General features: G+C 65.3%; 20 protein-coding genes. 10 read left to right on the top strand and 10 right to left on the bottom strand.

The window, feature by feature from the left end; translation table 11 throughout:
• The first annotated feature begins 2 nt into the window (after positions 1-2).
• Positions 3-956 (top strand): carbohydrate ABC transporter permease, encoded by a 954-nt coding sequence (locus FS388_RS06020; RefSeq protein WP_168198620.1) that lies wholly within the window; start codon positions 3-5, stop codon positions 954-956.
• Positions 957-963: 7 nt separating this feature from the next.
• Positions 964-1,791, top strand: coding sequence for a carbohydrate ABC transporter permease (locus FS388_RS06015; protein ID WP_146340596.1), 828 nt, complete (start codon positions 964-966; stop codon positions 1,789-1,791).
• Here the strand turns inward: FS388_RS06015 and FS388_RS06010 are convergent.
• Complete coding sequence (locus tag FS388_RS06010) at positions 1,784-2,251, bottom strand: hypothetical protein (RefSeq protein ID WP_146340595.1); 468 nt, start codon at positions 2,249-2,251, stop codon at positions 1,784-1,786. The two genes, FS388_RS06015 and FS388_RS06010, sit on opposite strands and share 8 nt — an antisense overlap.
• Before the next feature lie 62 nt (positions 2,252-2,313).
• Between FS388_RS06010 and FS388_RS06005 the strand changes: the two genes are divergently transcribed.
• A complete protein-coding gene (locus tag FS388_RS06005; RefSeq protein ID WP_146340594.1) occupies positions 2,314-3,177 on the top strand; it encodes a PhzF family phenazine biosynthesis protein in 864 nt (287 codons plus the stop codon).
• A 69-nt stretch (positions 3,178-3,246) separates the two neighbouring features.
• Here the strand turns inward: FS388_RS06005 and FS388_RS06000 are convergent, their stop codons facing one another.
• Complete coding sequence (locus FS388_RS06000; protein ID WP_146340593.1) at positions 3,247-3,630, bottom strand: hypothetical protein; 384 nt, start codon at positions 3,628-3,630, stop codon at positions 3,247-3,249.
• A 355-nt stretch (positions 3,631-3,985) separates the two neighbouring features.
• On the opposite strand from FS388_RS06000, the gene adhP reads away from it, so the two are divergent.
• Positions 3,986-5,023, top strand: a complete 1,038-nt coding sequence (gene adhP, locus FS388_RS05995; RefSeq protein ID WP_146340592.1) for an alcohol dehydrogenase AdhP — start codon at positions 3,986-3,988, stop codon at positions 5,021-5,023.
• Between the two features lie 13 nt (positions 5,024-5,036).
• Here the strand turns inward: adhP and FS388_RS05990 are convergent, their stop codons facing one another.
• From FS388_RS05990 to FS388_RS05980, 3 genes are all read right to left on the bottom strand, one after another.
• Entirely contained in the window at positions 5,037-5,321 is a 285-nt protein-coding gene (locus FS388_RS05990; protein WP_146340591.1) for a hypothetical protein, read from the bottom strand.
• Positions 5,322-5,416: 95 nt separating this feature from the next.
• Positions 5,417-6,853: a sodium:solute symporter gene (locus FS388_RS05985; RefSeq protein ID WP_146340590.1), complete on the bottom strand. Its 1,437-nt coding sequence runs from the start codon at positions 6,851-6,853 to the stop codon at positions 5,417-5,419.
• A gap of 126 nt (positions 6,854-6,979) precedes the next feature.
• Entirely contained in the window at positions 6,980-7,822 is an 843-nt protein-coding gene (locus FS388_RS05980; RefSeq protein WP_146340589.1) for a MurR/RpiR family transcriptional regulator, read from the bottom strand.
• Positions 7,823-7,906: 84 nt separating this feature from the next.
• Here FS388_RS05980 and FS388_RS05975 point away from each other — a divergent pair, with 84 nt between their 5' ends.
• A complete protein-coding gene (locus FS388_RS05975; RefSeq protein WP_146340588.1) occupies positions 7,907-9,136 on the top strand; it encodes an amidohydrolase family protein in 1,230 nt (409 codons plus the stop codon).
• A 67-nt stretch (positions 9,137-9,203) separates the two neighbouring features.
• Here FS388_RS05975 and FS388_RS05970 read toward each other — a convergent pair whose 3' ends face one another.
• On the bottom strand, positions 9,204-11,261 hold the full coding sequence (locus tag FS388_RS05970) for a DUF262 domain-containing protein (RefSeq protein ID WP_168198619.1): 2,058 nt from the start codon (positions 11,259-11,261) through the stop codon (positions 9,204-9,206).
• Positions 11,262-11,693: 432 nt separating this feature from the next.
• On the opposite strand from FS388_RS05970, the gene FS388_RS05965 reads away from it, so the two are divergent.
• A complete protein-coding gene (locus FS388_RS05965) occupies positions 11,694-12,962 on the top strand; it encodes an alpha/beta hydrolase (protein WP_146340586.1) in 1,269 nt (422 codons plus the stop codon).
• A gap of 21 nt (positions 12,963-12,983) precedes the next feature.
• On the opposite strand, the gene FS388_RS05960 is transcribed toward FS388_RS05965, so the two are convergent.
• Positions 12,984-13,466, bottom strand: coding sequence for an Lrp/AsnC family transcriptional regulator (locus FS388_RS05960; protein WP_146340585.1), 483 nt, complete (start codon positions 13,464-13,466; stop codon positions 12,984-12,986).
• Positions 13,467-13,565: 99 nt separating this feature from the next.
• Here FS388_RS05960 and hisC point away from each other — a divergent pair, with 99 nt between their 5' ends.
• Together hisC and FS388_RS05950 are read left to right on the top strand one after the other, a co-directional pair.
• Positions 13,566-14,663: a histidinol-phosphate transaminase gene (gene hisC, locus FS388_RS05955; protein WP_146340584.1), complete on the top strand. Its 1,098-nt coding sequence runs from the start codon at positions 13,566-13,568 to the stop codon at positions 14,661-14,663.
• Positions 14,660-15,316: a YitT family protein gene (locus FS388_RS05950; protein WP_146340583.1), complete on the top strand. Its 657-nt coding sequence runs from the start codon at positions 14,660-14,662 to the stop codon at positions 15,314-15,316. The genes hisC and FS388_RS05950 overlap by 4 nt, the downstream gene beginning before the upstream one ends.
• Here the strand turns inward: FS388_RS05950 and FS388_RS05945 are convergent.
• Complete coding sequence (locus FS388_RS05945; protein ID WP_146340582.1) at positions 15,313-16,011, bottom strand: YafY family protein; 699 nt, start codon at positions 16,009-16,011, stop codon at positions 15,313-15,315. The two genes, FS388_RS05950 and FS388_RS05945, sit on opposite strands and share 4 nt — an antisense overlap.
• Positions 16,012-16,084: 73 nt before the next feature.
• On the opposite strand from FS388_RS05945, the gene FS388_RS05940 reads away from it, so the two are divergent.
• Positions 16,085-16,825 (top strand): alpha/beta fold hydrolase, encoded by a 741-nt coding sequence (locus FS388_RS05940; protein ID WP_146340581.1) that lies wholly within the window; start codon positions 16,085-16,087, stop codon positions 16,823-16,825.
• Between the two features lie 40 nt (positions 16,826-16,865).
• Here FS388_RS05940 and FS388_RS05935 read toward each other — a convergent pair whose 3' ends face one another.
• Positions 16,866-18,014, bottom strand: coding sequence for a glycerol dehydrogenase (locus tag FS388_RS05935; RefSeq protein ID WP_146340580.1), 1,149 nt, complete (start codon positions 18,012-18,014; stop codon positions 16,866-16,868).
• A 180-nt stretch (positions 18,015-18,194) separates the two neighbouring features.
• Between FS388_RS05935 and FS388_RS05930 the strand changes: the two genes are divergently transcribed.
• Positions 18,195-18,944 (top strand): phosphatidylcholine/phosphatidylserine synthase, encoded by a 750-nt coding sequence (locus FS388_RS05930; protein ID WP_146340579.1) that lies wholly within the window; start codon positions 18,195-18,197, stop codon positions 18,942-18,944.
• A 24-nt stretch (positions 18,945-18,968) separates the two neighbouring features.
• Here the strand turns inward: FS388_RS05930 and nudC are convergent, their stop codons facing one another.
• Complete coding sequence (gene nudC, locus FS388_RS13035) at positions 18,969-19,844, bottom strand: NAD(+) diphosphatase (RefSeq protein WP_168198618.1); 876 nt, start codon at positions 19,842-19,844, stop codon at positions 18,969-18,971.
• Between the last annotated feature and the right edge of the window lie 962 nt (positions 19,845-20,806).

Here is a 20,806-nt window from a genome sequence, read left to right as displayed (position 1 = left end):
CGATGACGACCACTGCTGAACCCAACACGTCCGCGAGAGCGAGCTCCCGACCCAACAGTGCCCCGGCGACGGGGGCTCCCGGCGCGCAGGCTCTGCGCAGACGCCGGGTCTCGGACGCGCTCTTCTCCTACGCCGCTCTGACGCCTGCCTTCATCATTCTGCTGGGCTTCACGGTGCTGCCGTTCCTTCTCTCGGTGTGGCGCAGCGTCCGATCTCCGGCGGGGGAGTTCACCGCAGCGAACTACGAGCGGATGCTCAGCGACGGCGTCTTCCATGATGTGATCGCCAACCAGCTGGTGTACACCGCTGTGACGGTGCCTGCGACCATCGCCGTCTCCCTGTTCCTCGCCGTCCTGGGCGCCCGGGTGGTGAGGGGCCGCTCCCTGGCCAGAGTGTCCTTCCTGGCTCCGGCGGTCCTCCCGGTGGTGGCTGCGGGGACCATATGGGTGTACTTCTACCAGCCCAACTTCGGGGTCCTCAACGGCATCGCGCGCGCCATCGGCCTGCCGGGAGTGAACTGGCTGGGAACCTCGGACACCGCGCTGGGAGCGATGATGGTCGTCGCCGTGTGGCAGCAGGCGGGGCTCTTCGTCATCTTCTACCTGGCGGCGCTTCTCACTCAGGACCCGCAGCTGCGGGAAGCGGCCCGCATCGAGGGAACCCGGTCCTGGACGTTCTTCCGACGGGTCACGTGGCCCCTGCTGATGCCCACCACGCTGTTCGTCGGGGTGATCGCAACGGCCAACTCGTTCAAGCAGGTGGACCTGGTGTTCGTCATGACCCAGGGAGGGCCCTCCGATTCGACCAACCTGATGCTCTACTACGTCTGGCAGACCGCCTTCGGCCAGTTCCGGGCAGAGTATTCAGCGGCCATCACGGTGATGCTGGTGATCATTCTGCTGCTCATCGCCATCGTCCAGATCCGTCTGCTCGACAAGCGGATCCACTACAGGTAGGCGCGCTATGACAACGACAATCACTGCCCCTCACACTTCAGTGCCGGACAGGCTTATGGTCATCCTCGCGTGGGCGATGGCGGTGCTCTGGGTCTTTCCGCTGGTGCTGGTGCTGGTCATGGCGTTCCGCGATTCCCCGACGAACCTGTCGCTGCTCGAGGGCTGGACATTGGAGAACATCACTCGAGTGTGGGGAGCGGCTGCCTTCGAGACGTATCTGCGCAACAGCTTCATCCTGGTGGTGGGGCTCACCGCCGCACAGATCGTGCTGGGGGTGCTGGCGGCGTACGCGTTCGCACGGTTCGAGTTCCCGGGGAGCCAGACGCTGTTCTTCATCGTCCTGGCTCAGCTGGTGATCTACCCGGAGATCATGCTGTCTGAGAACTTCTTCATGATCACTCGTCTCGGGCTCGACGACACCCTGCTGGGAGTGGGCATTCCGTACGCGGCCAGCGCCTTTGCGATCTTTCTTCTGCGGCAGTCGTTCAAGACCGTGCCGAAGGAGCTGGTGGAGGCTGCGGTCATGGAAGGCATGGGCCGGATGCGCGTGCTGTGGCGCGTCTACCTGCCGCTGTGCCGCTCCACCGTGGCCGCCTTCGCCATGGTGTCGGTCTCATTCCACTGGAACAACTTCCTGTGGCCGCTGATCGCCACCCGGACCAACGAAGCGCGTCCCGTCACAGTGGGTGTGGTGCGGTTCCTGGCACCGGAGTCAGGCGTCGACTACGCCTCTCTGACGGCGGGAACGCTGATCATCGTGATTCCGCTGCTGATTTTCTTCATCGTCATGCAGCGCCAGTTTGTGCAGAGCTTCATGCGCTCAGGCATCAAGTAGGCCCTGCGCGGGCCCTGCTGTGGGAGCTGACTTGGGCGTAGGCGCCCGCCGCAGCGGCCAACCCCATGGCCGCACGCGGGGCGGGCACGCGAAGCGTCCGGAGCGTCTTCTCCGCTGCAGCGTCGAACCAGAAGCAGAAGCGAGCCCCCAGGTATGTCGCAGCGCCGGCGGTGAGGGCGTAGGCCGTTCTGGCGGCGGGGGTCAGTTCGGGCAGCTCCGTGGTGTCGAGGGTCTCACCCTGCCACGCGCTGGCCTTATGCAGAACCCATGTGGTCGCACCGGGGGCAGCGGCCATGGCTGCCACGCCCGCCGTCGGCCCCCAGATCAGCGTGCGTCGCAGCCACTGCGGGTACGTGCGGGCGGGGATGACGGAGAGCGGGCCGATCACCGCCGCTTGAGTCCATGGGTCCTGTGCCAGACGGCGACCAACGCTGCTCAGGACGGCAGATGCGGTGGGCATGCCCCCACTCTAAGAGAGTCGGTGACTCAGCGGCGCGTCTGCTGCTGAAATATGGTGGGAGCATGAGGCGATTTCGGCAGGTTGACGTGTTCGGCCAGGAGCCCTGCACCGGCAATCCCGTGGCAGTGGTTCTCGATGCTGAGGGGCTTGATGATGAGGCGCTCCGCCGGTTCTCGGTGTGGTCCAACCTCTCGGAGTGCACGTTCGTCCTGCCGCCTACGGACCCCGGCGCGGACTACCGGATGCGCATATTCAGCCTCAGCACCGAGCTGCCGTTCGCCGGGCACCCGACTCTGGGAACCGCGCGCGCCTGGCTGGACGCCGGCGGCAGCCCTGCGACGCCCGGGGTTGTGGTGCAGGAGTGCGGTGCCGGGCTGGTGCCGGTCCGCATCGAGGGTGACCGGCTCGCCTTCTCCGCGCCTGATCGGCTGCGATCGGGTCCCGTTGAGCCTGACCTGCTGTCAGCTCTGACAGAGATCCTCGGGGTGGAGCGCGACCGGGTCGTCGATGCGGAGTGGCTGGACAACGGCCCGGGCTGGGTGGGGGTTCTGCTGGACCACGCTGATGCTGTGCTCGCCCTGCGGCCAGAGGCTTCGCCCGCTGGGGGGCCATGGGCTATCGGTGTGATCGGGGCCCACGCTGCTGACGCGGACACTGCGTATGAGGTCCGTGCGTTCTTCACAGAAGACGACGGCCTGCTGCGTGAGGACCCGGTGACCGGCAGCCTCAATGCTGCGGCCGCCCAATGGCTGGTGGGCAGCGGTCGTGCCGCGACTCCCTACGTGGCCGCTCAGGGCACTGCGATGGGACGTCTCGGCCGTGTCCACGTCGGCGGCGACGATGAGGGGATCTGGATCAGCGGACGTGCCGACGTCGTCCTTTCGGGGCGCGCAGCTTTGTCGCAGCGCGGTCCCTCGCCGGCCTGATCTGCTGTCGCGGGGCTTCGTTCGGAGTTCTCCGATTCGGGCTGCTGCATCCGGTAGCCTCGCGGCGCATCATGCCTGCCGATCGTCTTTGCCGACCGCCCGGTTCTGTTGGCTTGCCTCGTGTGCAGTCGCGGCTTTCCCGGGCCGCCTTGAAACGATCCTGCCGGCCATCGAGAGCAGGGCGATCGCAGCGAGCACGGCTGCCAGAATGCCGTACACCACGGTGTGGTCAGGGGTTGGCTGCATATTCCTGATAGGCGCTCCCAGAAGGATGCGAAGAGTTGCGTCGGCAGTCCAGAACGCAAGGAGTGATGCAAGGGCGCCGGCCAGGAGAAATGGATCGCGCTTTGAGGCGCCGAGCGTCAGCAGTCCAACGACTATGGGGAAGATCGGCCCAAAACTGTCGAGAGCGGGATGAACGCGCCTGCAGCTGTCGCCGCGAGTGCCGCCCATCCGTAGCCGGCGGACTTCTCGGTGGATCGCAGCGCGCACCAGACCACTGCTAGCGCAAGAGGGAACGCAAAAACGGAGATCAGTTCGAAGCTCGGGGACATGAGCGGAAAGTCCATGACGGCCGATATGAGCGCGCAGAGAGAGCTCAGCAGGAGCACGCTGCACCTGTGGATGGCTGACACTGTCGATTTCCTCCCGTATGCGGAGAGCTTCGTGCAGGTGAGTCCCTGTTCGGCACTCAACGCCCACCCTACGGGTCTCGGTCGACGCGCAGCGCGGGGCAACGTGCATGCAACCTCTGAGTCCCTAGTGTGAGGCACATCACCTACAAGAAATTTATGACGAGGGAGTCGCCATGAGCACCATGAACGCAGCAGTCGTCGAAGGCTTCGGAAGAGAGCTGGCCGTCACCGAGTACCCCGTGCCCGAGCCTGCCTATCACCAGGCGCTGGTGAGAGTCATCGCCTCAGGCGTCTGTCACACCGACCTCCACGCCCGCGACGGCGACTGGCCTGTGAAGCCGACTCCGCCCTTCATTCCGGGGCATGAGGGTGTCGGCGTCGTCGAGAAGGTCGGCAGCGACGTGACCAACGTTGCTGTGGGGGACATGGTCGGAAACGCGTGGCTCTGGTCGGCCTGCGGCTCCTGCGAATACTGCCGCACCGGCTGGGAGACCCTCTGCGAGCAGCAGTCCAACGGCGGGTATTCGATCGACGGATCATTCGGCGAGTACATGCTCGTCGACGCCCGCTATGCCGCACTGATCCCCAAGGGCGCTGACCCGCACGAGATCGCACCGGTGCTGTGCGCCGGGGTGACCGTCTACAAGGGGCTGAAGCTGACCGGGGTGCGCCCGGGCCAGTGGGTGGCGATCTCCGGGATCGGCGGCCTGGGTCATATCGCCGTCCAGTATGCGGTGGCGATGGGCATGCGCGTCATCGCGGTGGACATCGCTGATGACAAGCTGGCGCTGGCGAAGAAGCACGGCGCTGAGATCACTCTCAACGCGAAGGGTGTGGACCCGGCGCATGAGATTCAGCAGCAGGTTGGAGGCACCCACGGGGTTCTGGTGACTGCGGTGCACCCGAGCGCTTTCGGGCAGGCGATCAGCATGACCCGGCGCGGCGGAACGATCGTCTTCAACGGCCTGCCCCCAGGGGACTTCCCTGCACCCATCTTCGACATCGTGCTGAAGGGGCTCACCATCCGCGGCTCCATCGTCGGGACGCGCCAGGACATGGTCGAAGCCCTTGAGTTCTACGAGCGCGGACTCATCCACCCGACGTACTCGAAGCGCCCGCTGAGCGACATCAACGCGGTCTTCGATGAGATGCACCACGGCAAGATCGACGGTCGAGTGGTCATCGACTACTCCTACGCCGATGCACAGTAGCTCGGCCTCAGCGCTAAGGGCCTGAGATGACTGTCGCCAGCACCAGCACCGCCGGTACGCAGATCACGCCGAGCGCAGCGGAGGCGAGAGCCCACCTGGCCCTGTCCTGACTTCTCACGGCGCGGTCGCACCATGCAGCGGCCGCGCCGGCGAGGAGCAGTGCTGGTGGAAGCAGCAGGAGGAACGCGCCCAACCGGAGGCCGCTGCCACCGACGTATGGGTCACCGATGGTGGTGAACAGCAGCAGGACGGTGACGACGACGGCCAGCGTCACCAGGGCGACTGCTGCTGCCGGCACGCGCCGGTGCGGAGACCCCCGTTCATGGTGACTCTTCACACGGTGTTTCTTACCAGACGTGTGGTGGCCCCAGGTGAGGCGCGGTCATCCGTCGCTCAGACGGTGGAGGCTTCGCGCTCCGCGGCGGTGCTGTCCTCCAGTGCCGGAGCAGGCTTGGTGGCCAGTGAGATGAGCACCAGGGCTGCCACTGCGACCGGGAACGCGACGACCACGGAGTTGACGCCTTCGCCGAAGACTTCCCACAGGACCGTCACGATGCCGCCGGTGATCATTGAGGCTGCGGCGCCGGCGGCGCTGACTCGTTTCCAGAAGAGCGCGGCGAGGACTGCAGGGGTCACCGCGGCGCCGTACATGGTGTAGGCGTACATCTGCAGGTCCAGCAGGGTGGGGAAGAACTGGACGAGGATGTACGCGCAGATTGCGATGCCGATGACGGCGAGCCTGGCGGTGAGGACCTGCCTGCCGGGGGCTGATGCTTCGCGGCGGGCCCTATCGCGGAAGATCAGGTCGTAGACGATGTTCCCCGAGCAGGTCAGCAGGTACGAGGAGCCGGTCGTGACGATAAGGGCCAGTGCGGTGACGAGGATGACGGCGCCCACCAGCTCCGGGGTGAATCCGCCCGCAGCCAGGCCGAGGACCGCCATGTCCGGCTCGGACCCCGGGTTCACGATCGTTGCGGAGGAGGCCAGCAGGATGATGGGGATGATCATGGTCAGGCCGCCGAGGAAGAACAGGAGAGCGGCGCGCTGGGCAGTCTTCGGGCTCTTTGCCGCCGAGAGTCGCTGGTGCATGTTCTGGTCGCCCAGGCAGAGCAGGAAGAGGGGGAGGAAGTAGCCCAGGATCTGCAGCGGAGTCAGCGGCCCGGTGAGCGTGCTGAGTGCGGGGTCGAGCCGATCGACGTAGCTTCCGAAGCCGCCGATGTCCTGGACGAAGACGAAGCCGACCGCGGCGACGAGACCGACGATGATGATGATCGCGGAGAGGAAGTCCGTCCAGGCCACGGACTTCAGTCCGCCGGCGAGGGCCAGGAACGTGATGAGCAGAACGGCCACCACTGCGCCCTGGGTCTGGCTCAGAGGGGTGATGAGGCTGAAAATGTAGCCGGCGCCTGTGAACTGTGTAGCGGCGATGCCCATGAAGGCGACCAGGACGATGAGTGTTCCGATGGTGCCGGTGTTCCTGCCGAAGCGGGTGCGCAGCAGCTGCGGCACCGTGTGGAAGGACTTGCGGCGGATCTTCTGCGCCAGGAAGCCGAGGGTCAGTGCGCCCAGCAGGGTGCCCAGGAAGAAGAAGATGCCGGCCAGCGGGCCGTTCTGGAAGACGAAGCTGGCGCCGCCGATGATGGAGCCGGAGCCGACGAACGTCGTGAGCAGGGTGCCTGCAAGGACCCAGGCGGGGAGCGACTGTCCGGCGAGGACGAAATCTGTGCCCGTCTTGATCTTGGCTCGTTTTCCGAGCCAGGCGGCGAATGCCACCATGAGCAGCAGGTAGCAGATGAGGACGACGATGTTGGTCACGGTGCGGTGCTCCATCCGGGCGGTGAGTGTGACGTGGAACTCATCAATAGTGACGGCCCACAGTCAGCATTGCAACATTCATTGCATTACCGTCGTGTTTCGCCGCCGCCCTGCCCGTCACGTGCGCAGGTGGCCGTCGTGTCACTCCACGACGACGCCTACCCGCTTCCACATCTCATCGGCCTCGCGCAGGCTGGCCTCAGCACCGGTGCGGTCCTGTTCGGCAACGCCCATCAGGAGCGCCTGAATCACTGCGGTCGCGGGGATTGTCGAGGGCAGGTAGCGCGCGGACTCACTTGGCACGGTGATGGCCACATCGGATCGTTGGACCACCGGCGTGGAGCGGTCGGCTATGGCCAGGAGCGGGACTCCGCGCTCGGCGGCCATGATCGCCAGCTGGTTGATGGCCTCGGTGGTCTTCCAGATGTTGAATGTGATGACGAGGTCGTCGGCCTTCAGCTGCCGCACCGCGGTCATCTGCGCGGAGACTGCCCCGGTCTGCAGCGAGACGTCGCAGCCGAGGAGCTGCGCGCCGTGGGCGAGCTGGGCGGCGGGCCCTGCGAAGATTCCTGTGGCCAGCACCACGGTGCGCTTTGACCGGCGGATGAGTTCGGCGGCGGCGTCGATGACGCTCTCATCGAGGGTTGTGCTGAGCGACTCCAGCGCGCGCACGTCCTCCATGATCGACGCGAGTCCCTTCACGCCTGAGCCCGAGGCGCTGAGGATTCGGTCGGCGGTGAGTGTGGCGAGGTACCGCCCCCGATAGTCCAGCACCAGGTCCGGCCATCCTGAGAATCCGAGGAACTGCGCCGTTCGCGTCACCGTTGCGATGTTGACCCCGGCGACGTCGGCAAGCTGCTGCGTGGTGGCGAAGGCACAGAGCTCGGGGTCGGCTCGGAGGAGCTCCACCACCCGGCCCAGCGCTGGCGAGGGCGCGCGGCCTTCGACCAGCTTGTCCACCCAGGCGGAGACACTCTGACTCATGCTTGCAAAGTCCTTTGCATATCGTTACGTTGATCACACCGCGCGATGATGATCTGCGGAGTCTGAACCAACTGAGGGAGTCTGATGCAGCTCGACCATTCCCACCGTGCGATCACCAACGTGCGTCTGCTCGATCCTGAGACCGAGACGATCTCCGAGCCGACGACGCTTCGGATGTCCGACGATCGTATCGTCTCGATCGGTGGAACGGCCGAGTCTGGCGACGAGGCTCTGGATGCCGGCGGGCGCATCGCGATGCCGGGCCTGATCGACTGCCACGTGCATGTGCTGGCCAATACGGCAGACCTGGGGCGGCTCGGCGATGAGTCTCCCTCCTATCTTGCGATCACAGCCATGAACTCCATGCAGGACGCGCTGGGCAGGGGATTCACCACACTGCGCGACGCAGGCGGTGCCGACTTCGGCCTTGCCCGTGCGGCGGAGGAGGGCCTGTTCCCTGCCCCGAGACTGTTCTACGGGGGCAAGGCGATCTCGCAGACCGGCGGCCACGCGGATATGCGCGCACCGGGAAGTTCGGTCATGGACTCGCATCAGTGCTGCCCTCACATGGGCGTCGTATGCGATGGGGTGTCGGAGGTGCGACGGGCTGCGCGCCATCAGCTGCGCACCGGCGCGGATCACATCAAGCTCATGCTCTCGGGCGGAGTCGCCTCCCCGACTGACCGTGTGGACTCCACACAATTCTCCGATGAGGAGATTCGGGCTGCGGTGGAGGAGGCCGAGGCTGCGAACCGCTACGCGCTGGGGCATGCCTACACGGCGAAGGCCATCAACCGTGGGCTCCGGCTCGGTGTGCGCTCCATTGAGCATGGAAATCTCCTCGATGAGGAGAGCGTGCAGCTGTTCCGCGAATACGACGCGTTCCTCGTCCCCACCCTTGTCACCTACGAGCGGCTCAAGGAGGACGGTGCGGCCAACGGGCTGCCCCAGGAGAGCCAGGACAAGGTCGACAACGTTCTTCACGCGGGCATGGAGGCGCTGCGTCTGGCCGATGAGGGCGGCGTCAATATTGCTTATGGCTCTGACCTGCTGGGCGGCATGCGGGGCTGGCAGAGCCACGAATTCTCAATCCGCGCCCGTGTTCAGTCGCCGGGCTCCATCTTGCGATCAGCCACCACCACGGCCGCGAAGCTGCTGCAGAGCGAGGGCGACCTCGGAGTCCTCGCGGAGGGCGCCTACGCGGACCTTGTCCTTCTGGATCGGAACCCTCTCGACGATGTCACAGTGCTGAGCGATCCGGAGACGGCCATCAGCCACGTGTTCAGCCGCGGCGGGTTGGTGACCGGGCGCTGATAGGCGCTCGCTCAAGGCCCCGCGTCGAGTTCTTGGAGTCGAGCAACCGTGAGTATGCACTCACGAACTATTCGGCACCTGGCATGAGCTCCACCAGGGCATCGGCTCGGAGGCGCGTTTTTGCATCGGCTCGTCCCCGAGAGTCGAAGGTGATTCCCTCGTCTTGAAGCAAGTCTCGGGGGTCGACGGACTGGTTGTCTCCTACCCAAGCGAACTGATCGGATACGGCACCGTTTGTTTTCAGGACGCGGTGTGGGTTCGAGGCTGGCTTGTGGGCCAAATAGTTCCCAACACTCTGGGCTGAAACGCCGATTGCCGCTGCGAGGTCGCCGTATGTGGTCCAGGTGCCTGTTGGCATCTCCGACAGGATGAAACGCAGGTTCACCCAGTGCTCTTTGTCGGGAGCGGGTTCGATGCCTTCCAGGGGTCCTGGCCAGTACTGCACGGCCAAGTCGATGAGGCGGTCTGTCCGGGCTTCGATCGAGTCGAAAGTCCAGACCGACTCGTCCGCGATCTCCTGGCTCATCTTCAAGCTGGTGCCCCTCAGATACGCTTGCTTCTCCGCGAAAGGCCGATTCGACTGAGGCGCGTTATAGCCGGTCAGGGTGAGGTTGCCAAGGGTATGCACGAGTGCTGTGTGGCGCTCTGCGACTTCATCATGATGCTCGGCCAGGCTTTGTTCCCACTCGGCCGAAAGGGTCTGAGGCATCACGTGCTCGATGGTGAGGTCGTCCGGATCGATCCGTTCCTGGCTGTTGAACAGCTCCTCGAGCCACAGCAGGACCTGTTTGCGCTGTTTTGCACGCCCGGAGTAGTAGAACGCGGAGGTGCCCGCAGCGTTCCTCAGGCCTTGGTCGCTGACGAACTGCCGCACCTGCCGGGTCAGATAATTGCGCACGAGCACATCGGCCGGCTCCCCGGTCGTGTCCTCGTATAGTTCGTTTGAGAGCGTGGCCAGTTGCCGGTTGATGCCCTGGCTGGCCCGACCCGCGAGAATTCGGCGGACCAGGTAGGACTCGATAAGGAGCATCGCCTGAGCGATTTCCTCTGAAGTTGCCCGGCCTTGGTCTCGCATGATCAGGAGCTGCAACACCGGAGGGTCAGTGACGGTCGCACCCCAATCGAGTAAACGAGTGAGTTGACGCCTCACCCCTGCGTGCGACTCTTCTTCCGGGTGCCAAGCCAACCGATAAAGGGCGCCGAGGTGCGCTAACCTCTTGACTTCCTCGGCAACTTCATCCTCGGTGCGCATCGTTTCCAGACGGAGACGTTGCCGAGCGTAGGTGTCTTTGAAGCGAGCCACTGGGTCTCGACGCACCAAGTCGATCCAGAGCATCGTCTCGATGTGCTCGTTCTCCAGGGCACGTTGCAAAGACCGCCAGTGTCGGTCATAGAGCTCTTGGCTCCTCGTGGGCAACCGCATAAATAGATGGTTTCGGACCAGGTCCCCTTGGGTGAGTTTTAGGCCGGTGTTGTTCAGGGACTCGAAAATTCGGTAGACGTTGTCGTCGTGCTCAGTCGAGATTGACACCAAGGACAATCCATGCGAAACCGCGTCCTCAATCTCTTTCACTGAAGGAGTTTCCTCATCCCCCTCGGCCAGATCCAGCAGTGACGCGAAGTGCTGGTAAGCCTCGACGATGCGAGAGTTCCCCCGTGCGACGCGAGCCTGGTCCAGAATGGTCGTGTAGTCGTCACGGTCCTGCTGGGTCGGCAGAAGTTTGTAGTACTCAGGGCCCTCCTCGTACTGGTTGACTAGGAAGGTGTGCTCAAGGCGGCTAGCACGTCTCAGGGCTCCCTCCTCTCCCGAGGCGAGGATGTGGTCCCGGATAGCCGCGAGGACGAGCGTAAGGGTAGTGAGCCGTTGTTGGCCGTCAACGACCATGAACTTGGTCAATCCCCCAGCTACTACGCCTGGCGCTGGGGCCAGCACAAGTGAACCGATGAAATGGTTAGCCCCTACGGCTCCCTCTCCGTGCCGTTCCTGGGCCAGGCGCAGGATGTCTGTCCAGAGCACATCCCACTGACCCTTGCTCCACTGATACGGGCGCTGATACAGCGGGACTTGAAATTGGTAACTGCCCTCAAGAATTTTCTGCAGACTTACTTCTTGCGCCTTGACCAACGGGCTCACCCTTCTTTGACGTGGACAGGGGCCAAGTTACCGGTCCGGAATTGCTTCACCGCGAGTGTGACACCGATATGACCTGGGGCTTTGAGCATGCTCACGGGTAGATTCCCATATTGACGCTGTCTCGATGAACCACGTTTCACCCGCTAGAACGCAGCTGCGCACCCACCTCGTGGGATCTTCAGATTGAGTGATTGGCCTCGCCGGAGGTGGCTCGTCGTTGAAGACCGCGGGACACGTTTGACCGGGCTTTGCGAGCCGATTTTCCGATCCCTAACGGGCCTCACGCGATGGTCTGGGGCATTATCAACGGGGCTTGGGGTGACTGATCGCACCGTGATCTTTTCATTGACGTGATCTAGATCACATTTTAGCCTCTATTGGGTGCGTACAACTGTTCGCACAGAGGCTGACAAAGGAAACCGTATGACTGACAGTCACGCCCACAGGGATTTGCAGGGCGGCAGGGCGCGGGGAGTCGCCATTGCCATGTTCGTCGCATTGTTCGGGACAGGGTTCGTTGCGCCCGGGGCAAGCGCCAGCAATGAGCCTGAACCCAGCTCGGGAGTCGAGGTCATATCGGACATTGCGTACACCGACCCTGTCCCCGAAAGCACCAGAGGGAATCTGCTGGATCTCTACCTGCCGGAGGACACCGACGGGGAGCCGACGCCTCTGGTGATCTGGTCCTCAGGCTCAGCGTGGATGGCTGACAACGGCAAGGACGGAGCCGCAGCAATCGCCGAGGTGTTCAATGACAAGGGCTTCGCGGTGGCTGGGGTCAGCGTGCGGTCGAGCTTCCAGGTCCAATTTCCCGGTCAGCTGCACGACGTCCGCGCCGCCATCAGGTGGCTGCGAAGCAACGCTGACGAGCACAACATTGATCAGGACCGGATGGCGATCATGGGCGACTCCTCAGGAGGCTGGGTAGCCGCGATCGCCGGCACCACCAGCAGCACCGACCAGCTTCCCGGTGAGCCGGCGACCGACGGGGTCTCCAGCGCCGTCCAAGCCGCCGTCCCGTTCTTCCCACCGGTCGATCTTCTTCGCCTCGACGAGCAGACCGATGCGCAGCACGAAACCTACGACCTCCCGTTCGATCCGCCCTTCGTGCACGACGCCCCCGACTCCCCGGCCTCGATGATCATCGGCTGCCCGATTCAGACGTGCCCGGAGGAAGCTGCCCAGGTCAACCCGCTCACCTATGTCACCGGTGACGAGCCCCCGATGCACATCTTCCACGGCACACACGACTCTGTCCTGCCGCCAGGGTCCTCCCAGACACTTTTCGAAGGGCTGATCGCCGCAGGGTCTGAGGCGACCTACACCCTCGTCGACGGAGCCGGCCACACTGTCAGCGACATCATCAACGCCGACTCCTATGAGGTGTTCCGCGCCAACCCCGGCGGCCAGATCGTGACAGGCCAGGAGCCCGCCCCGACCTGGGACAACATCGAGCAGTTCATCCGGTCTGCCTTCGGCGACGCTCCGGGCGAGGCCCCAGGGAACTCCGGCAACGCGCCGGGCAGGAGCGGCGAATCCCCCGGCAACTCGGGCAGCGCGCCGGGCAGGAGCGGTGAAGCCCCCGGGAACTCCGGCAACGCACCGGGAAGAACTGGGGAGGCCCCGGACAACTCCGGCAACGCTCCGGGCAGAACCGGAAGCACCTCCGGGGCGCTGGTTCTGGTCCCGTAGGACCGCCGCGTCCGACTAAGCCTAGGCGCCTCGCTCGTCCAGGGCGACGGATTCGAGCAGCGGCTGGGTGCGGGTGGGCATCACTTCCACCAGGGACATGGCGGTGCTTGTCCGCTCCACGCCGTCGATGGCGAGCATGCGGTTGGCGATCTCATGCAGGTCTGCAGGGTTCCTCGCGGCGACTTTGACGTGCAGGTCGGCATCGCCGGTCGTCGCATGCATCTCGATGATCTCGGGGATCGTGCGCACCTGCTCGATGGCGCTGTCACTGGCTGACTGGCTGATCGCCACAGAGATGAACGCGATCAGGGGCAGCCCGAGCGCCTCGGTCCTGACGCGCTGACTGAACGGGCCGAGGCTTCCGTCGGTCAGCAGCCTGCGCAGTCGGGCGTGGGCAGTGTTCCGCGCGACGCCGAGCTCACGCGACAGGGACAGGACGGTCGCCTGCGGGTCCCGGTCCAGAGCCAGGAGGATCTTGGCATCAAGGGAGTCGATGGTGTGCATACTGCGCATTTTGTCAGCCGTTAAGCCGAAAAGCACCTGATCTGTCCTACGCCCGATGCTTGTGTTGCGCACAGCGCTGGCGTGATTGAACATCCTTGCATGCCCAGTGCGTCCCACCTTCCCAGTGCTCCTCGCGTGCGGTCCGTCGTCGACGGCCTGCCTGCCTACGTTGCTGGCCGCAGCGCCCAGACGGCCCTCACCGCTGCGCTCGCGTCCAACGAAAGCCACTTCCCGCCCCTGCCGTCGGTGACCAGCCTCATGGAGACAGAGACCTCACGGATCCATCGCTACCCGGACATGGCCTCCGCAGACCTCCGAGAGGCGATCGCCGCCCATGTGGGCGTATCGGCCGATGAGGTGGCCGTGGGCCCGGGCAGCTCGGGGGTGCTGCAGCAGATCCTGTCCGCGGTCTGCGACCCAGGCCACGAGGTGATCTTCGCGTGGAGGTCCTTCGAGGCGTACCCGATCCTGGCTGCTGTCGCCGGGGCCGAGCCGGTGCGGGTGCCGCTGCTTCCCGATGAGCAGCATGATCTCGACGCGATGGCCGCAGCAGTGACCGACGAGACGCGGGTCGTCCTCCTCTGCTCTCCCAACAATCCGACCGGCGTGCCCCTCGACGCTGAGCGGACAGAGGACTTTCTCAGCAGGGTGCCTTCGCATGCGCTGGTCGTGATCGACGAGGCCTACGTGGAGTTCCAGGATGAGGCCGGTGCGGTGGATGCCCTTGAGCTCTACCGCCGCTATCCGAACGTCTGCGTGCTGAGGACCTTCTCGAAGGCCTATGGGCTGGCCGGGCTGCGCGTCGGCTACGCCATTGCTCGAGCACCGCTCGCTGAGGGGCTGCGCAGGACCGCGATTCCCTTCGGCGTGAACCGGATGGCGCAGACAGCGGCCGCAGCCTCACTGGCAGCCCACGACGAGATGCGCGCCCGCACGGCCGAAGTGCGAGCCGAGCGCACACGGATGATCGCTGCCCTGCGTGGTGCCGGTTGGACCGTCCCGGAGAGCCAGGCGAACTTCGTCTGGCTCCGCTGCGGGGACGAGACCCGGGAAGCCATCCTGTCTGCTCTGGCGGACGCGGACATCCTCGCCCGCGGCTACAGGGATGACGGAGTCCGGATCACGTTGGCTGACCGTGGCACCAACGATCGGGTGCTTGCCGTGCTGGCTGAGCGCGGAAGGTTCGGGAGTCAGTGAGCAGCGCACCGACATCGCAGAGTCCCGCTGCCGACGTCCCCGTCCGCCCGCCGACATCAGCGCCTCGGCACTCGGCGGTCGAGAACATCCTGGGCATCCTCACCGGATGCTTCGTCGTCTCCCTGGGCCTGTTTCTGCTGAAGTCATGCCAGGCCGTCACCGGCGGCACAGCCGGGCTGGCCCTGCTGGTCAGCTATGCCGTCGATGTCCCCTTTGGGATCATATTCATCGCCGTGAACTCGCCGTTCTTCGTGCTGGCGGTGTGGAAGAAGGGGTGGGACTTCACGCTGCGCACCATCGGCGCGGTGGTGCTGGTGTCCGTGCTTGAGCCCGTTCACTCCGCCGTCATCGGCGAGATCACCATTGCGCCTCTCTACGGGGTCCTGGGTGGGAACCTGCTGACGGGGGTCGGACTGCTCATTCTGTTCCGCCACAAGGCCAGCCTCGGGGGGTTCAACATCCTGGTGCTCATTCTCCAGGAACGCTTCAACTGGCGCGCCGGCTACGTGCAGATGGGGCTCGACGTCACGATCGTTCTGGCGGCGCTCACCGTCGTCTCCCCGATGATGGTGGTGCTCTCCGCGCTGGGCGCAGCGGTGATGAATCTGACCCTGGCGCTGAATCACCGCTCCGGACGGTACTTGGTCTCCTAGTCCGGCTGGCCGTGGACGGCTCTGGCGTGCGATGGCGGCTCCCCGACCTCGTCCACGGTGTGGCCCGTGCACGGTGTGCTGGTGACGTTGGCGCGTTGGATGCGTGACACAGCGAACCAACGGATCGCCTCGCGTGTGCGGCACCATCCGACGAGGTGCCACTGGCCGTTCCTGGAGGCGAACAGCACCGGCTCGACGTCGCGGTCGGTCGTGGTGCCGCCCTGTGAGGTGTAGCGGATCCGGACGACGCGCTGCTCGGCCATTGCCTCCTCCACTGCTGACCTGATCGCCCGGGAGCCGGAGGGCGGCGCGCTGACCCACACGCGGCCGGCGAGCTCATCGGCTCGTGCCCGTGTGCGGGGGTCGAGCACATCGAGGATCTTCTGCACACCTGCCGCGGCCGAGTCGGAATAGGGAGCATCCCGCGCTGCGGAGACAGCGGCCATCAGCGCCACGGCCTGCGAGGCGGAGAGACTGACCGGCGGCAAGGACGAGCCGGCAGCCAGGCCGTATCCACCGCCGGGGCCGGGGCGGGACCAGACGGGGGCGCCGCTGCGCTCCAGGGCTTCGAGGTCCCGTTTGACGGTGCGGACAGAGACGTCGAAGTCGTGTGCCAGTCGCTCGGCCGAACAGCCCCGTGACCCGCTGCGTCGCAGCATCTCCGACAGGGCATGAAGCCGCTCCGCCCGCTTCATTGTTCTGCACTCCGCAGATTCATGACACAAATAGTGACATACAGCTGTCCGGGGCATCCCCGAAGCTTGCTGTATGACACCTTCACACAGCACCCCGCCCATCATTCTCGTCGCAGGCCACTGGCTCGGAGCGTGGGCCTGGGATGAGGTCCTCGATCACATGGGACCTGACCGTGACCGCACGGTCGCGGTGACGCTCCCGGGCCTGGATCCGGATGATCCGGAGCGGTCGACCAGAACTCTTGAGGATCAGGCGAGCGCGATCCACAACGCCCTCATCCGGAGCGGAGACCCGGAGGGGCGAGGTTCGGTGCTCGTCGCTCACAGCGGGGCGAACGCCCCGGTCAGTCTGGTCCTGGACCGGCACCCTCATCTGGTTCATCGGGTGGTGTGGGTCGATTCCGGTCCGATGGCGCCTGGGACCGCGTTCGCCCCAGACTTTCCTCCGGAGCTGAAGGAGCTTCCGCTGCCCTCGTTCGATGAGCTCGAGCAGCAGGCGAGTCTGGAAGGCGTGAGCGAAGCGGCGCGTGACCGGTTCCGCGCCAAGGCGGTTCCGCAGCCGGCTCCTGTGCTGCGAGCCGAGGTCGACCTGACGAACGACGCTCGCTGGGCCGTGCCCACCACTCTGGTGTGCTGCTCGATCTCAGGCGCGCAGGTGCAGGAGCTGGCCGGGGGAGGGCATCCGATGTTCGCCGAGGTGGCGAACTTCGAGACTCTGGAGGTCGTAGACCTCCCGACGGGGCACTGGCCGATGTGGAGCCGTCCGGCTGACCTGGCGCGGATCATTCGGACGGCAGCCTCGGGCACCGGCTGAGCGCGAGGGGCCGAGCCTCGGCGCGGCTCATCGAACGTGCTCAGTGGGGCGCTGTGTAGAGCTCCGGTGCTGGCAGTCCATGGGCCTGGCGCACGCGGCGGGAGATGGTCTCGACGGTCATCATGGCGTCAGCCACCAGGTCGGGGGTGACGGTGAAGGGCATGTTGTGGATGGTCTCGCCTTCCGCAGCGGCTGCTTCAGCGATGGCCTTCACCTCGTCGGTGTCCTCCGGTGTGAGTCCGATTTCGGTCAGGGAGTTGGGCAGCCCGACCTTGGTGGTGAAGACGATGAAGTCTTCGATCTCCTGGGCGGGCGCACCTTCGAGGACCAGCTGGGTGGTGGTGCCGATGTTGACCTTCTCGCCGTGTGTCAGGCCGTGCGTCTGCGGGGCAGCTGTCATGCCGTTGTGGATGGCGTGTGCGGCGGCGAGGCCGCCCGATTCGAAGCCCAGTCCGGACAGCAGAGTGTTGGCCTCGACCACTGACTCCAGGGCGGGGGTCACGCACTTGGTGCGGACGGCGTCGAGTGCGTCGAGGGAATGCTCCCAGAGGATCTTCCATGAGAGTTCGGCCAGCGCGGTCCCGGTGTGCGTGGGCGCGTCGCCGACCATGGTGGCAGCGCGAGTCTTGGCGACCGCACGCGCCTCCACCCAGGTGGCCAGAGCGTCTCCGATGCCGCCCACGAGGAACCGCTCCGGGGCGTTGGCGACGAGGGACGTGTCGATGAGCACAAGGTCCGGGTTCTTGGGGAAGAACCGGTACTCCACGAACTCGCCCTCCTCGGTGTAGATGACCGAAAGGGCGGAGGTCGGAGCGTCGGACGAGGCCGCAGTGGGAACGCTTGCCCAGTTGATTCCGGCGAGGTGGCCGGCGGCCTTGGCGGCGTCGATCACGGAGCCGCCGCCCACGCCGACGATCACGTCGTGCTTGCCGGCTCGGATCGTCTCCACCAGAGAGTCCACGGCTTCAGCGGTGGCGAACTGCTCGAAGCCGACCCGGGTGACGGGGAGGTTGGCCGCTTCGAACCCATGGGTGAGGGTCTTCTCCACGATCTCCCACACCACATCGTCTGCCACCAGAAGCGGAGCCGAGCCGATCGCTGAGAGGCGATCGCCTAAGCTGCTGAGTACATTCTTGCCCTGCACGTAGCGGGACGGAGCTGCAAGGACATGTTCTACGACGGCGTTCATCGCTACCCCTTATGTTGTGTGCGCGGCGTCCATCAGCGTCCCCCCATTCAGTCTATGGATCGTGGCGGGGTTCTGTCAGCACTTGATCCGACTGCCGGGCGAGGCGCCGGGCGCGCTGGGCTTTCGGCGCAGCAGATCCTGCTGAGACGGCTGATCAGCATGACGAACTAGGGTGAGGCCATGTCTGGACCCCAATTCGGCCTTCGGCGTCGTTTCAGTGCGATGTCGGTCCATGCCTACACGGCTGTGGGTGTGGTCCTCGCACTGCTGATGGTGCACATGTCCTACGCCGGCGAAGTCGAGATCGTTCTGTGGCTGTTCCTCGCCGCCATGTTCATCGACGGCTCTGACGGCTTCCTGGCCCGCTACTTCCGGGTCAAGGAGGTGACGCCGGGCTTCGACGGTGCGCTGCTGGACAACATCGTCGACTACATCACCTACGCCTTTGCGCCGATGGTGCTGCTGTGGAGCACCGGCTACCTGCCGGAGGGCTGGCTGGGCGGGGTGGTGGCCTCAGTGCCTCTGCTGGCGTCCTGCTTCCAGTTCTGCCGCAGCGATGCCAAGACCGACGACCACTTCTTCGTCGGGTTCCCCAGCTACTGGAACATCGCCGCGTTCTATCTCATCGTCCTCGGCGCCGGCGTGGCCACCACCACCACCGCACTGCTTGTCCTGACCGTGCTCGTCTTCGTCCCGATCAAGTACGTCTACCCGTCCCAGACGGAGACCGCATGGTGGCTGACGATGCCACTGACCGTCGTCTGGTTCGGCCTCTACGCGCTGATCCTGGTGCAGTATCCGTCGCCGAGCCTGTGGTTCATCGCCCTGTCCGGCGGCTACGTCGTCTACTACACAGCCCTGAGCCTGCGGCTCACGCTGAAGCGGCGACGTCAGGACAGGCGCGAGGCGATCTCAGCCAACGCTGCATAGGGCTCCACCCTTCCGGATGAAACCCTATGAGGGAGCCTCTGGCAGCTCAGCCCCGTACCAGTGGGTGATCAGCGCATGCGACATGGCAGATGCCCAGGGCAGCGTGATGCGGCCGGCGACGAGTGCGTCTCGGAGGTCGTGGCGGCTGAACCACTGGACATCGCGTATTTCGTCCCGATCAGCTGCCGCGCCGGTCTCCCGGGTGTAGGCGAAGAATCCCAGCATGAGCGATCGTGGATACGGCCACGACTGGGACCCGAAGTACTCCACGCGTTCCACAGTGATGCCGGCCTCTTCGTGAACCTCCCGCACGACGGCGTTCTCCACCGATTCGCCCGCCTCGACGAAGCCCGCGAACGTTGAGTAGCGACGCGCCTCGCCGTTCATGGCTGACCCCAATAGCAGCCGATCCTGATCGTCAATGACGGCCGTGATGGCCGCGGGATCCGTGCGCGGAAAGTGCGACGAGGCGCAGTGGACGCACTGACGAGACCATCCCGACGCGCCCGGCACGGTATGACTGCCGCAGGATGGGCACAAGCCGGCCGATCGGTGCCAGGCGAACAGGGCCATTGCCTGCGCCACACACTCCGCCTCCCACGCGGGCAGAAGGTGGCCAGCGCTGAGAAGATCATCCCAGCGGCCTTGATGCGCCTGAATGTCCGCGGAGAACTCCTCATGAGGAACGGCCACCACATGGTTGGCGCGCCCCGCATCCGCGCCGGCACCGTCGTTGGTCAGCTCCCCCAAGTAGATGCTCCCCTCCGGGAGAGCTCCTGTGGGAGCGGCGAACAGCACTCGCAGTGCGCCGGCTGACGTCCCGTCCGGGCCAGGAGCGGAGAGGGTCGGGACCTTGTCCTCTCGGAGGAGCAGAACGCGTGTGTGGGGCTGGTTCCACACCTCATCCAGCCAGTTCTCCGCCTTCCGACGATCGCCATGCCTTTCGACACGGGTGGCCTGTCCAGTCTGAAAAAGATCCCTCAGTGGTGAGCACCGGATGACGCTAGCCGTCGCACCTTGAGGTTCGCTCAGTCGGCGGTCTTTATGCGCCGCCTGTGCCGAGAGGCTGCCAGTGTCAGAGAAATACCTGCAAAGACCACCAGTCCTGCTGCGACGATGAGCGGCAGAGCTCCTGATGCGCCCGTCTGGGCGATGGCTGCGGGCACGCCTCGCGTGATCGGTTCGCTCCCCGTCGTGGGGTGGGCAGCCGCGGACTCTGTGACGTCGGGTTCGGAGCTGGGGCCTATGTCGTCCGGGGAACGTGTGGCGCCCCCGGTTGCGCCCTCGGCCGGGTTGTCGTCCCGTGATTCCTCTGGGCTGATGCTCGGCGTCGCGGCAGGTTCCGCAGACGGTGTCGCTGTGGTCAGCTCCTCTGCGGGTGTCGGAGACGCGGCGGGCTCCCCGAGGCGGCGGCAGGTGCTGAGGGAGAAGCGTCAGGCGTCGCGATGCTGGACGTGTCCTCACCGTCAGTGCCCGGCGGCAAGGGAGATGATGCTGTGGGCGCAGCGGTTGTTGAAGGGTCTGGGGTTTGGGAGGCCTCGGGGTGGACGATGCCGCAGGAGCCGGGCTCGTCGCGGAGTCTGTAGGTTCTTCTGTCGCTGGGGCAGACGGTTCAGTCGGCTCGGATGGTTCAGTCGGTTCAGGTTCAGTGGGTTCGGTGGGTTCCGGCAGGTCCGTGGGCTCGACCGCACCGGGATCGGTGGGCTCAGGCGACACCGTGGGCTCGAACGACTCCGTCTCAGCGGGTTCTGTGGGTTCTGGAATGTCAGTCGGCTCAGCGGAGCTCGTCTCGATGGGCTCTGGGGTTTCGGTCGGCTCCGGTGCGGCGCTGGGAGACTGTGTCTCAGTGGGCGACGGGGTTG

Origin of the sequence: Nesterenkonia sp. NBAIMH1 (assembly GCF_007922635.1) — a bacterium.
Taxonomy (GTDB): Bacteria; Actinomycetota; Actinomycetes; order Actinomycetales; family Micrococcaceae; genus Nesterenkonia; species Nesterenkonia pannonica.
Note: the sequence above shows the minus strand (reverse complement) of the source record. Positions and strands in the feature narration are given on the sequence as shown.